Consider the following 12,829-nt stretch of genomic DNA (forward strand, 5'->3'; position numbering starts at 1 on the left):
ACAAAAAAAACGCAGTGCAGGCGGGATGCCGCGTAAAGGCGCGCCGGCGCAGGGTTTGGCGGAAGTTGTCAGCGAGCAGGCGAAAGGATATAACCAATAGGCTGGCGGACTACCTGTAGCCCCAATTTATTGAATAACACACTCGTTCAGCGCTGATGCTGTGCAGGAAAGGAGTATGACATGGCAGTATCCTCTTCACTGATCGCCGAGGCCATTCGCTGGCGACGTGATTTTCATGCTTGCCCTGAGCTGGGGTATCAGGAACAGGAAACCTCGCGCCGGGTGGCTGAACTGCTCGCCTCGTTTGGCCTCCAGGTGCATCGCGGGCTGGCGGGTACCGGCGTGGTCGCGACCCTGGAGAACGGCCCCGGTCCGGTGATTGGCCTGCGGGCCGATATGGACGCGCTGCCGATCGCCGAGCAGAGCGATATCGATTACAAATCACGCAATCCTGGCGTGATGCACGCCTGCGGCCACGATGGCCATAGCGCGATGCTGCTGGCGACAGCCGCGCATCTGGCGCAGACCCGCCGCTTTCGCGGTACCGTGCACTTTGTTTTTCAGCCTGCTGAAGAGAACCTGGGCGGCGCGCGGAAAATGGTGGAGGAGGGGCTGTTTGAGCGCTTCCCGATGGATGCCATATACGCGCTGCACAACTGGCCGGGTATGCCGCTGGGCCAGGTGGCGATCGGTAGCGGGGCGATGATGGCCTCTCTCGACGCGTTTGAAATTACTCTGACCGGAAAAAGCTGCCATGCGGCGATGCCGGAGCGCGGAGCGGACCCGATTGTCGCCGCGGCGCAGTTGATTATGGCCCTGCAAACCATTCCTTCGCGCCGCCTGTCGCCGCAGGAGTCGACGGTGGTGAGCATTACCCAGATTGCCGGCGGGGAGGCGATCAACGTGCTGCCGGATAAAGTGGTGCTACGCGGAACCTTCCGCTGTCTGAATAACCAGGTGCGCGCGCGGGTCAGGGGGCTGATTGAAAGCTATGTCGCCGCCCAGCCGCAGGTATCAGATGTGGAAGGCAAAATCGCCTGGTATCCCGGTTATCCGGTGACCACTAACCATCCGGCCGAAGCGCAAAAGGTGCGCGAGGTAGCGACCGCGCTGCTGGGGGAGTCGGCGGTGAGCTGGAACGGTAATCCGTCCATGGCCTCGGAAGATTTTGCCTGCATGCTGGAGGCGTGCCCGGGCGCCTATTTTTGGATCGGCGCCGATGGCGAGACGGCGTCAAAGCCGCTGCATAACGCCGGATATGATTTTAACGATGAGCTGCTCCCTCACGGCGTGGCGCTGTGGACGGCGCTGGTGGAGAAACTGCTGGCGTAAGCGGGCGATCCCGGAGGCGGTGCTCCGCACCTGTCCGGGCTACACGACTTCAGCGGACTGCGGACCGGTAGCCCGGGTAAGCGCAGAATTTGTAGCCCGGGCAAGGCGCATTGAGCGCCGCCCCCGGGAGCAAAAGTGGATACGAAGGGAGACGCGCGCATCTCCCTGCGGGGTTTTACACGTTCACCGCCGCTTTCAGGCGGGCTTTCATCTCGCTATAGCTGGTCCAGGCATACTGTTCGGCCCAGCGCTGATCCGCAATAGCCTCCACCTTCACCGCGCAGTATTTGGTTTCCGGCGTTTTCGAGATCGGGTCGAGATTATCCTGCGTCAGCTCGTTACAGGCGCCGACCCACCACTGATAGGTCATATACACCGCGCCTTCATTAATGCGATCGCTGATGTCGGCGCGGGTAATCACCTTACCGCGCCGCGAGCTGACCCACACCAGCTGCTGGTCGGCGATTCCGAGGCGCTGCGCGTCGGCGCGGTTGATTTGCACCCGGCCCGGCTCATCGGCAAGCGATTGCAGGGCCGCGCAGTTGCCGGTCATCGAACGACACGAGTAGTGGCCGACTTCGCGCACGGTACAGAGCACCAGCGGATACGCTTCATCCGGCGTCTCGGCAGGCGCGCGCCACGGGGCGGCGAACAGCTGGCCTTTGCCGGTTGGCGTATCGAAGAGGTTATCTTTATACAGCCACGGCGTACCGGGGTGATCCAGCGTCGGGCACGGCCACTGGACGTGGTTCATATCACCCATTTTCTCGTAGGTGACGCCGTAGAACAGCGGGCAGAGTTCGCGCATTTCGTCCCAGATCTGCTGGTTATTATCGTAATGCATCGGATAGCCCATTTCGCTGGCCAGCAGGCTGATGATTTCCCAGTCGCGCTTAACGTTACCGGTAGCGATAATCGCCTGCTCAAAGCGCTGGAAGCCGCGGTCGGCGCAGGTAAAGACGCCGCCGTGTTCACCCCAGGAGGTGGCGGGCAGCAGTACATCGGCGATTTCGGCGGTTTTGGTCATAAAGATATCCTGCACCACCACGAAATCGAGCGCCTCAATCCCTTTACGCACCAGGCCCAAATCGGCTTCGGTTTGCAGCGGATCTTCACCCATGATGTAGTAGGCTTTGATCTCGCCGGTCAGCGCTTTGTGCGGCACTTCGGTGATCCGGGTGCCGACCTGGTCGTCCATACTCGCCGGATCAATCCCCCACGCGTTGGCGAATTTGGCGCGAACGCCGGGGTCGGTGACGTCCTGGTAGCCGGGGAACATATTCGGCAGGACGCCCATATCGCAGGCGCCCTGGACGTTGTTTTGCCCGCGTACCGGCCCCACGCCGACGTTGGCGCGTCCGAGGTTGCCGGTTAACAGCGCGAGGCTCGCCAGCCCTCTGACAACGTCCACCGCCTGGCCGAACTGGGTGACGCCCATGCCCCACATAATCGTGGCGGAAGGCGCGGCGGCAAACATGCGCATCGCCTGGCGAATTTCAGCGGCCGGGACGCCGACGATGCCTTCGACGGCTTCAGGGGAATAGTCTTTCACCATCTCACGATAGGCATCCAGCCCCTCGGTAAAGCGGTCGACGTAGTCGTGGTTATAGAGATCTTCTTCCAGCAGAACGTGAGCGAAGGCGTTGACCAGCGCCATGTTGCTGCCGTTATTGAGCTGCAGATGGCGATCGGCGATGCGGGCGGTTTCGATACGGCGCGGGTCGCAGACGATGATTTTCGCCCCGTTTTCGCGGGCCTTAATCACCCGGCGGGCGACGATTGGGTGGGAGTCGGCGCAGTTATAGCCAAAGACCAGCAGGCATTTTGAGTTCTCAATATCGCTAATCGAGTTGCTCATCGCGCCGTTGCCGAGCGCCAGCTGCAGGCCGGCTACCGACGGGCCGTGGCAGACGCGGGCGCAGCAGTCGACGTTATTGGTGTTGAGTACCCCGCGGGCGAACTTTTGCATCACGTAGTTGGTTTCATTGCCGGTACCGCGCGATGAACCGGTAGTCATAATGGCGCGCGGGCCATGCTTCTCCTTTATTTCACGCAGTTTTTTCGCCGTATAGCGGATAGCTTCATCCCAGCTTACCGGGGTGAACTTGCCGCCTTTCTGATAGCGAATCATCGGCTGCTGCAGACGCGGCGTCAGCAGCTGGGTGTCGTTGAGAAAATCCCAGCCGTAATAGCCTTTCAGGCACAGCTGATTTTGGTTAGTAACGCCATCAGCGGCTTCGGCTCGGATAATTTTATTGTTTTCGACGACCAGCTTAAGTTTGCAACCGGCCCCGCAATAAGGGCAAACGCTCGTGATTTTTTTCATCAGTAACAGACCTGTTAACAGAGAATAAACAACAATGGACAGGCCGGGCCCGGCCCGCCCTTGTCAGGGCGTCATGCGCCAGCGTACCGGCAGATGACGGGAGCGTTATGCATAGGCTGTGCCAAATTTTAACTTATTGAATTTAAATAGAATAGTCGGAAGGTGCAGGCGGGGCGGCGGTGATGTCGACACTAATGACGATGACATGACGCCCGTTCGGGCGTCATCGGGGAAAAATCAGGCCAGCTTCTGGCGCAGCTGCGCGAGGGTGTCGGCGGGTAAACCGACTTCTTTGGCGGCGGCACAAATCGCCTGCCAGCTGCCGGCGTCCAGCGGTATCCCCTGCGCCAAACGCTGCTGGCGGTTAGCCTCTTCCCACTCGCCTGGGGCCAGAATCGGCGCGTCCGGGTCGTGCGGCGACCGTTTACACCAGTCGATAAACGCTTCGGTCTCGCGCTGCATATCCGGCGCATCGAACGCTTCCGGGCTGAGAATAATGGTGGTCATGCAGTTGAAAATTGCGTCCACGCTGCCCTGCAGCGTCTCCTGATGCGAGGTTTTACCGCCGGATACCGCGCCGCCGATAATTTCGCACAGCGTCGCCAGCGCGTAGCCTTTATGTTCGGCAAAGGTCAGCAGCGCCCCCAGCGGCGACGTCTGCATCACCGCCGGGTCGGTGGTAGGGACGCCGCGAGCGTCGATCAGCGACCCCGCCGGTACCGGAACCCCTTTATGCCAGGCGACGCGGGTTTTACCGAAGGCGATGGCGCTGGTGGCGTAATCCAGCAGCAGCGGCGGATGGCCGGCGCGCGGGAACACCACGCACAGCGGGTTGGTGCCGAAGCGGCTGTCTTTCCCACGGAACGGGGCGACCATCACGTTGCCAACGACGTTAACGAAATGGATAGAGATCATTCCGGCGGCCGCGCACTGTTCCGCCCAGTAGCCGATGCGGCCAATATGGTGCGCATTACGCAGCGCCACGGCGGCCATACCGTGCTGTTTCGCCTTCTCAATACCGATCTGCATGGCTTCATGGGCCACCACCTGGCCGAAGCCGCCGTTGCCGTCCAGCGTGACCACCGCGCCCGCGTCTTTCATGACGCTGGCGTGGCGATTGAGCTGGAGATAACCCTGCGCGTGGGAGCGTACGTAGCTTGGGATCATGCCGACGCCGTGGGAATCGTGCCCGGCCAGGTTGGCGGCAATCAGGTGGTCGGCGATAAGCGACGCTTCGGTGGGGGAGCTTCCCATGTGGGTGAAAAGGGTTTTAACAAAGTGATGCAGATCCGTGGCCTGGAAGCGATGTCCTGTTTGCACTGATTCTCTCCTGTGATTGGGTTGCGAATTCTTGTTTTAGTGTGTTTGCATTTCCATGCTGCGCTGAGCCATGGAGAAGATCAAGGTTTTGAATTTTGTATTAAAGGCTTTTCGCTGGTGGTTATTGCTGCGGGGAGGAAGGAGACAAATCCTTGAACCTGGTGATATATAAAGCACGCCAGGGCGATCAAGCCCCTATGTTAGCGGCTGAGTGAGACGCGTTATACCGCCCTTGGCCGGTAAAATGGGGCGTCACTTTTATTATTGTAGTTAATCAAAGCCAATATCCGGCGAGCCATATATGTAAAAAACTTAATCTTTTCTTAATATTTCTATCGCAGACCGTAAATCGCTTTCGCTTTATCCGACGGATCTTCCTTTAAATTACGTCAGCGTCACAAAAGCCGTAAAAAAACAAAATCCGGCGTTGCAAGGCTCTGACGTCCCGCTATATGTTAAATTTACGTTTAATAATTGATGCCTAAAGGTTGATTTTATGTATATGAAAATTAGTGGATTAATGATTTCACTGTCGGCAATATTCTCCGGTCAGGTTCTTGCCGCAGTCCCTGAGGGCTACCCAGCGGATTATCAAAAAGTGGTGGATGCCGGGATTAAAGAAGGCAAAGTGGTTATCTATTCAACGACCGATACCAAGGCCGCAGGCCCGTTAATTAAAGGCTTTGAGGCGCAATATCCCGGCATTAAAGTTGAATATAACGATATGAACAGTACCGAATTGTACAACCGTTATATCAGCGAACAGGCGGCGGGCGGCGGCAGCGGCGATGTGGTCTGGAGCTCTTCCATGGATACGGCGCTGAAGCTTGCCACTGAATATGCCGAAGAGTACGCCTCGCCGGAGCGGGATAAGCTGCCAAAATGGGCGGTCTGGCAACAGAAAGCCTACGGCACGACCTACGAGCCGGTGGTCTTTATCTATAATAAACGGCTGATCCCGCAGGGGGATGTCCCGGACTCGCATACCGCGCTGGCGAAGCTTATCTCCGCTCAGGCCGATAAATTCAAAGGCAAGGTCACCACGTACGATATTGAAAAATCAGGGCTGGGTTTTATGCTGGCGGTGCAGGACAGCAAAGCCGATGCCAACTACTTTAACGATCTGGCGGGCATTGCGAAAGGCGGCCTGACCGTGCAATCGTCCACCGGTACGATGATGGAACGCGTCTCCTCCGGTGAAAACCTGATTGGCTACAATATTCTCGGTTCCTACGCGGAGGCGAGGGCGAAAACCGATCCTTCGCTTGGCATCTCATATCCGAAAGATTACGTGCTGGTGCTCTCCCGAGTCTCCTTTATTACCGCAGAAGCCGAGCATCTTAATGCGGCGAAGCTGTGGTTTGACTACGTGCTGTCGGAAAAGGGGCAAAGCATCCTCGCGAACCAGGCCGATATTCCCTCCCTGCGCAATGATATCGAAGGTAAAAATGATATTGACGGCATGACCAAAATGCTCGGCAGCGCGCTGAAGCCGATTCCGGTCGATGAAACGCTGCTGGCGTATCTTGAGCCGAAGCAACGTCTGGAATTTATCAAACAGTGGCGTACCGCCGCGGCGAAATAACCCTCCGGCGCTGCGTCTCTTTTCTGGATGCGCAGCCCGCTTAATGCCCGCCAGGTTTAAAGGGATCGCTTATGAATGTCTTACGTCGAAAATGGCAGGGTTTGCCGCGCGGTATCGTCGTCGTGATGACGGCGCTGGCGATTTATGTCCCGCTGTTGTTTATCGTGGTGCAGAGCTTTCTCTCGGCGCCTTTTTTTGCCCGCTCGAAGTCGTTCAGCCTCGAAGCTTTCGCGTTTATCTTTAGCGACCCGGATTTTTATCTGGCGCTAAAATCCGGTTTTATTCTCGCCTTCGGTCTGGTGGCGATCGCCATCCCCCTCGGCGGGATCCTCGCTTTTTTAATGGTACGCACCGATTTACCCGGGCGGCGGTTTATTGAGCCGCTGATCCTGGTGCCGATTTTCGTTTCGCCGATGGTGCTGGGCTTTGGTTACGTGGTGGCGGCCGGGCCGGTAGGTTTCTTTTCGCAATGGGCGGAACAGCTGATCGGTTTCGTACCGTGGAATATCTATTCGATGTTCAGCATCGTGGTGATTGCCGGACTGACGCACGTTCCGCATGCCTATCTCTATATCTCTTCCGCCCTGCGCAGCGTCGGGTCGGACGTGGAGGAGGCCGCGCGCACGGTTGGCGCATCGCCGCTGCAGGTGATGACGTCGGTGAGCCTGCCCATGGTGCGACCGTCGATCCTCTACGCCTGCGTGCTGCTGTTTTTCCTCGGTCTGGAAGTGTTTGGCCTGATGTTGGTGCTGGGGGACCCGGAAGGCAACATGGTGCTGGCGACCTATCTTTATAAGCTCACCAACAAGCTCGGCACCCCCTCGTATCATCTGATGGCGGCGGTAGCGGTGGTGCTGATCTGCATTACCATTCCGCTGGTAATGCTCCAGCGCCGCCTGATGCGCACCGCCAACCGCTTTGTCACCATGAAGGGGAAAGCGTCCCAGGCCCGCGCGCTGCCGCTGGGGAAATGGCGCTGGGTCGCCGGGATTGTGGTAGTTGCCTGGCTGACGGTCACCATCGGCGTGCCGCTGATCGGCGTGGCGCTGCGGGCCTTTATTTCAAACTGGGGCGTAGGCGTTTCGCTATGGGATGAGCTCTCGCTGGCGACGTTCCGTAGCATCTGGCAGCAGCCGAACCTGCTGCGCGCCATCGTTAACTCCATGGCGATTGGCGTGTTCGGCGGCGCGCTGGCGGTGGTCTGCTATCTGTTCGTGGGCATCGCTATGCACCGTAAACCGGATAACGTCACGCGCTTTCTTGACTACAGCGTACTGGTGCCGCGCGCCGTGCCGGGGCTGCTGGCCGGGCTGGCGTTTCTGTGGGTGTTTCTGTTTTTGCCGATGTGGCTCGATCAGTCGCTGAAAAACGGCTGGCTCTCAGCGCTGCCGGTGGCCGACTGGCTGCGCGAGCATCTGATCGTCCAACTGCGCGCGCTGCGTAATACTATTTTTAGCGTCTGGCTGGCCTATACCGTGGTGTGGATGGCTTACGGCCTGCGGCTGATCTCCTCGACGCTGCTGCAGGTAGCGCCGGAGTTGGAAGAGGCCGCGCGCAGTACCGGCGCATCGCGCGGGCAGATTACCCGTCACGTTACGGTGCCGCTGTCGCGCTACGGCTTAATCGGCTCCTGGCTGCTGATGTTTCTTATCTTCGAGCGCGAATACTCCACCGGGGTCTATCTGCTTTCGCCCGGAACCGAAACGATTGGTTCGATGCTGGTCTCGCTGTGGGCTGCGGGGGCTATCGATATCGTCGCCGCGCTCTCCTTTATTAATATCCTGCTGGTGGTCGTCGGTCTGGGTATCGCCCTGCGCTTTGGAGTGAAATTACATGATTGAATTATCGGTAGAAAACCTGCATCTGACCTATGGCGATAATCCGGTACTGAAGGGCGTGTCCATGGAACTGAAGCGGGGAGAGGTGGTGTCGCTGCTCGGGCCATCGGGCAGCGGAAAAACCACGCTGCTGCGGGCGGTCGCCGGGCTGGAGAAGCCGACCGGCGGCATTATTACCATTGGAAAATCCCGCGTCTATGACGGCAACCCGCGTAGCGAAATTCCGGCCGAGGAGCGTAACCTGGGTCTGGTGTTTCAGTCCTATGCGCTGTGGCCGCATAAAACGGTGTTTGAAAACGTCGCTTACCCGCTGAAGCTGCGTAAGGTTGCCGCCGCGGAGATCAAGCAACGGGTCCAGACCGTACTTGAACAGCTGGGGCTGGGGCATCTTGGCAGTCGCCATCCGCATCAGCTCTCCGGAGGACAGCAGCAGCGCGTGGCCATCGGCAGGGCGCTGGTTTACAACCCGCCGGTGATCCTGCTGGATGAACCGCTGTCGAATCTGGACGCCAAGCTGCGGGAAGAAGCGCGGGTCTTTTTGCGCGAGCTGATCGTCAAGCTGGGGCTCTCGGCGCTGATGGTCACCCACGATCAGAATGAGGCGATGGCGATTTCCGATCGCATTCTGCTGCTTAACAACGGCGTGATCGAGCAGCAGGGAACCCCGCAGGAGATGTACGGCAGCCCGAAAACGCTGTTTGCCGCCGAGTTTATGGGCAGTAATAATCGCCTGCATGGCACCGTTAGCGCGCTGGAGAACGGTCGGGCGCGCATTGAGGGGGCCAGCTGGGCGCTATGGGGAATGGCGGGGGAAGGGGTTAGCGTGGGGGAAGAGGCGACGGCGGTGATCCGCGTTGAGCGTTTGCGCATCGCTTCCGCGCCTGAAGAGAACATGCTGGCGCTGCCGCTGTTGACCAGCATGTACCTCGGCGACCGCTGGGAGTATCTGTTTCGCACCGAAGGCGATGATTTCGCCATACGCGCCTACGGCAGCGCGCTGCGCGATGCCGAGCGTTGCCATCTGACATTGCCCGTCAGCGACCTGTGGATCTTCCCTAAAGGTTGAAATAAAAAAGCCCCGGCGGTGACGCCGGGGCAAACCATGTCAGAGCTTATTTATTATTAGTTAAATACCATGCCGCCATCGATCAGCAGCGATTGGCCGGTCATATAATTGGAGTCCGGACCGGCGAGATAAGAGACGCAGGCCGCGACGTCTTCCGGCTCGGATAGCCGCCCAAGGGTAATGCGTTTGGCGAACTCCTGGGTTCCGTAGCCCAGCGGTTTACCCGCCGCTTCGGAAACCTGGCGGTCAATTTCCGCCCACATTGGGGTTTTGACGATCCCCGGGCAGTAGCCGTTTACGGTAATCCCCAGATGCGCCAGATCGCGGGCGGCGGTTTGCGTCAGGCCGCGCACGGCAAATTTACTGGAGCTATAGACCGCCAGCTCCGGGTTACCTACATGGCCCGCCTGGGAGCAGGCGTTGATAATTTTGCCGCCGTGGCCCTCTTTTTTAAACGCCTCTACCGCGGCCTGGATGCCCCAGATAACGCCTTTAACGTTGATATTGTAGACTTTATCGATCACCTCCTCGCGAATCTCTTCGATTGGCGTGGAGGGCGCAACCCCGGCGTTGTTGACGATCACGTCAAAACCGCCGAGACCCTTGCGCGCCTGTTCGACGGCGGCAAAAACCTGATCGCGTTGAGACACATCCACCTTCACCGCTAGCGCCCGGCCGCCGCTGCGGTTAATTTCATCAGCGACCGCCTGCGCGGTGGCGTCGTTATAATCGGCGATAGCCACGGCAAAACCATCTTTCACCAGACGAAGGGCGATAGCTTTACCGATACCCTGGCCCGCGCCGGTGACGAGTGCGACTTTTTTCATTGATAGATTCCTTCTGTAGTGACTCAAAGTAGTTGACTGAGATGGAGCTGGCCCATCAGCAGCGGGTTATCGCGGTAATCCACGGGGATGGCTACGACGGCGGGGCCGTCGACGTCCATCGCCGCCCGCAGCGTCGGCTCAAGGGCTTCGGCGCTCTCTACCGCAAACCCTTTGGCGCCGAAGGCTTCGGCGTAGACTTTAAAATCCACCGGGCCGAACTCAACGCCGGAGAGCCGCTGGTATTTTTTCTCCTCCTGAATCGCCACCATGTTGTAGCCGTTATCGACCCAGATGATATGCAGGACGTTCGCTTTCAGCCGTACAGCGGTCTCCAGCTCCATGCTGGACTGCAGGAAACCGCCGTCGCCGGAAACGGAAACCACTTTGCGCTGCGGATTGACCAGCCAGGCGCCAATCGCCCACGGCAGCGCCACGCCCATGGTCTGTTGACCGTTGGAAATCATGACCTGACGGGCGCGAAAGCTGTAGAGATAGCGGGCGATCCAGATATGAAAGCTCCCCATATCGACGGTCAGGGTGACATCGCTATTGACGATGTCCTGCATGGCGCGAACGATGCGCAGCGGATGAAGCGCGAACTGGTTCAGGTGCGCACCGCGGCGGTCGAGGAGCTCCCGCTGATGCTGGCGGTCGACAAGGATCTCGGCGGCCTGCGGCGAGAGCACCAGCTGGTGGTCGATGCGTTGAGACAGTTTGTTCAGGGTGGCGGCGATATTGCCGACCAGCTCGACGTCCGGGGTATAATTACGCTCTTCGTAAGCGGGCAGCACGTCGATATGTACCAGCGTGGCGTTACCGTTATTCCACATGGCCGGCTCGTACTCCACCGGACTATAGCCGATGCAGATGACCAGGTCGGCGAGATGCAGGAGTCGATCCCCTGCCTGGTTGTTGAACAGACCAACCCGTCCGGCGAAGCGGGTAAAGTGATCCTGATTGACTGCGCCGGCGGCCTGATAGGTGCTGGTCACCGGGATATGACTTTTTTTCAGCAATTCGCGCAGCGCCGCGCTGTTTTCCGTCTGGCTGGCCATCAGGCCGAGCAGAAATATCGGATTTTTCGCGCCGGCAATCATCTTCGCGACTCGCGCAATGGCGTCGTCCGGCGCCGCGCCGGTCTGCGGCGCATCGCCGGCGGGCAGAACCCTGGCGTGGACCGGCCCGTCGACCACGTCCTGCGGCAGGCTGACGAAGGCGCTGCCGGGGCGTCCCTGCTCGGCTGCACGAAACGCGTTGGAGACAACTTCCGCCAGCGCTTCCGGCGCGGTGACTTCCACCGAGTATTTGGTCACCGGGCTAAACATCGTCACCGTATCCATACTCTGGTGCACCTGTTTGGCCTTGTCGGCGCGTTTTACCGCGCCGCCCAGCGCCACCACCGGGTCGCCTTCGCTATTGGCCGTTGCCATCCCGGTAATCAGGTTAGAGCAGCCCGGTCCGGACGTGACCAGCGCGACGCCCGCTTTGCCGGTGATGCGGCCAACCGCGGCGGCCATAAAGGCGGCGTTGGCTTCGTGGCGCACCGGGATAATGCGAATGGAGGAGTCGAGCAGCGAATCGAAGACTTTATCGATTTTGGCCCCCGGAATGCCGAACACCTGGCGTACCCCCTGGGCCTCAAGCTGGCTGACGATGAGGTCGGCGCCGTGCGCCCACTGGCGCGGTTGATGTTGATTATCCACGAGAATCTCCTTAGTTTTCGACTGAGCGAATGGCGGCATCAAGATTGTCTGGATGCAGATCCGCCTGCAGGAAGGCGCTATCGGCAGGAAGGTCAATCATCAATTTGTGGATCTCGCCAAAGGTCAGAACGCCGTGGTCGAGCTGATAATCGAGCAGATGGCCGCCGCCCTGGCGGTCATCGGTGATGAAGTGTTCGTGGTAGCCGGCCACGTTAATGCCCTGCATATGCTGCGGCGTTCTGAACCCAACCAGGACACCCTCGCGCTGGTTGAAGCGAAAAACCGGCTGGTCGTCGAGTACGTCGGTCATCGCCCGGTATGGCGGCGTCTGGCGCGGTACCGTGCGGGTATGGGCGTGGCGAAAATGGCCGTTAATACGCAGGGCGCAGAACAGATTGTCCGACGGAATTTGCTGGTCGATGATGTCGTGCAGTTGTTCACGGCTGACCGGTTTATCGAACGTTTTGCGATACTGCGGCTGAAACCAGGTCATCACCGCGAACGGCGTACTCTGTTCCATACGGGCTTTGCGGGCGCTGCCGTCGGCGCGCAGCTGGTAAACTTCGCTGCTAAACGCGATCAGCTCGCCGTCCAGTTCATTAAAGGTCCCGAGGCCGAAATCGCCGTGGGTGAGCAAATCGGCGATGGTCGTATTACCTTCATAAACGCCGCTTAACAGCGCGCTCATTAGAGAGGTCTGGTAGATGACGCTATCGGGATGTTGCGCGGAAAATCCTCGTAGAGTTTCACACAGGCTCTCTTCACAAGAGCATTCAGCAGAATGGTTCATTACCCACTTCCTCGTTCAACGAATATCAGAAAGGTTAAATAA

At 58.9% G+C, this 12,829-nt stretch carries 9 protein-coding genes; 4 read left to right on the forward strand and 5 right to left on the reverse strand.

Annotation, left to right across the window (positions count from 1 at the left end; all coding sequences use genetic code 11):
- Window positions 1-180: 180 nt before the first annotated feature.
- Entirely contained in the window at window positions 181-1,332 is a 1,152-nt protein-coding gene (locus tag EGY08_RS27805) for a M20 aminoacylase family protein (RefSeq protein WP_004119279.1), read from the forward strand.
- Between the two features lie 175 nt (window positions 1,333-1,507).
- On the opposite strand, the gene fdhF is transcribed toward EGY08_RS27805, so the two are convergent.
- Together fdhF and EGY08_RS27815 are read right to left on the reverse strand one after the other, a co-directional pair.
- Window positions 1,508-3,658: a formate dehydrogenase subunit alpha gene (gene fdhF / locus EGY08_RS27810; protein WP_004119282.1), complete on the reverse strand. Its 2,151-nt coding sequence runs from the start codon at window positions 3,656-3,658 to the stop codon at window positions 1,508-1,510.
- Window positions 3,659-3,895: 237 nt separating this feature from the next.
- The gene (locus tag EGY08_RS27815; protein ID WP_049122887.1) at window positions 3,896-4,978 is read right to left on the reverse strand and encodes a malate/lactate/ureidoglycolate dehydrogenase; all 1,083 of its coding nucleotides are present in this window, start codon (window positions 4,976-4,978) and stop codon (window positions 3,896-3,898) included.
- Between the two features lie 496 nt (window positions 4,979-5,474).
- On the opposite strand from EGY08_RS27815, the gene EGY08_RS27820 reads away from it, so the two are divergent.
- The 3 genes from EGY08_RS27820 (at window position 5,475) to EGY08_RS27830 (ending at window position 9,467) form a co-directional block, all read left to right on the forward strand.
- Complete coding sequence (locus EGY08_RS27820; protein WP_004119286.1) at window positions 5,475-6,563, forward strand: ABC transporter substrate-binding protein; 1,089 nt, start codon at window positions 5,475-5,477, stop codon at window positions 6,561-6,563.
- A gap of 71 nt (window positions 6,564-6,634) precedes the next feature.
- Window positions 6,635-8,404: an ABC transporter permease gene (locus EGY08_RS27825; RefSeq protein ID WP_049114481.1), complete on the forward strand. Its 1,770-nt coding sequence runs from the start codon at window positions 6,635-6,637 to the stop codon at window positions 8,402-8,404.
- Window positions 8,397-9,467: an ABC transporter ATP-binding protein gene (locus EGY08_RS27830; protein ID WP_004119295.1), complete on the forward strand. Its 1,071-nt coding sequence runs from the start codon at window positions 8,397-8,399 to the stop codon at window positions 9,465-9,467. The genes EGY08_RS27825 and EGY08_RS27830 overlap by 8 nt, the downstream gene beginning before the upstream one ends.
- A 56-nt stretch (window positions 9,468-9,523) precedes the next feature.
- Here EGY08_RS27830 and EGY08_RS27835 read toward each other — a convergent pair whose 3' ends face one another.
- From EGY08_RS27835 to budA, 3 genes are read right to left on the reverse strand one after another with little or no spacing between them, the layout of a single operon-like run.
- The gene (locus EGY08_RS27835; protein ID WP_004119299.1) at window positions 9,524-10,294 is read right to left on the reverse strand and encodes a (S)-acetoin forming diacetyl reductase; all 771 of its coding nucleotides are present in this window, start codon (window positions 10,292-10,294) and stop codon (window positions 9,524-9,526) included.
- A 23-nt stretch (window positions 10,295-10,317) separates the two neighbouring features.
- Window positions 10,318-11,997, reverse strand: a complete 1,680-nt coding sequence (gene alsS, locus EGY08_RS27840; RefSeq protein ID WP_049122890.1) for an acetolactate synthase AlsS — start codon at window positions 11,995-11,997, stop codon at window positions 10,318-10,320.
- Between the two features lie 10 nt (window positions 11,998-12,007).
- A complete protein-coding gene (gene budA, locus EGY08_RS27845) occupies window positions 12,008-12,787 on the reverse strand; it encodes an acetolactate decarboxylase (RefSeq protein WP_123829229.1) in 780 nt (259 codons plus the stop codon).
- Window positions 12,788-12,829: the final 42 nt, after the last annotated feature.

Source organism: Klebsiella sp. FDAARGOS_511, assembly GCF_003812845.1.
Classification (GTDB): Bacteria; Pseudomonadota; Gammaproteobacteria; order Enterobacterales; family Enterobacteriaceae; genus Klebsiella; species Klebsiella grimontii.

Excerpts from the sequence above, each read along its gene's own strand:
- fdhF (WP_004119282.1), bottom strand. The coding sequence starts at position 3,658 with ATGAAAAAAATCACGAGCGTTTGCCCTTATTGCGGGGCCGGTTGCAAA.
- budA (WP_123829229.1), bottom strand. The coding sequence starts at position 12,787 with ATGAACCATTCTGCTGAATGCTCTTGTGAAGAGAGCCTGTGTGAAACT.
- EGY08_RS27805 (WP_004119279.1), top strand. The coding sequence starts at position 181 with ATGGCAGTATCCTCTTCACTGATCGCCGAGGCCATTCGCTGGCGACGT.
- EGY08_RS27830 (WP_004119295.1), top strand. The coding sequence starts at position 8,397 with ATGATTGAATTATCGGTAGAAAACCTGCATCTGACCTATGGCGATAAT.
- EGY08_RS27820 (WP_004119286.1), top strand. The coding sequence starts at position 5,475 with ATGTATATGAAAATTAGTGGATTAATGATTTCACTGTCGGCAATATTC.
- EGY08_RS27825 (WP_049114481.1), top strand. The coding sequence starts at position 6,635 with ATGAATGTCTTACGTCGAAAATGGCAGGGTTTGCCGCGCGGTATCGTC.
- EGY08_RS27835 (WP_004119299.1), bottom strand. The coding sequence starts at position 10,294 with ATGAAAAAAGTCGCACTCGTCACCGGCGCGGGCCAGGGTATCGGTAAA.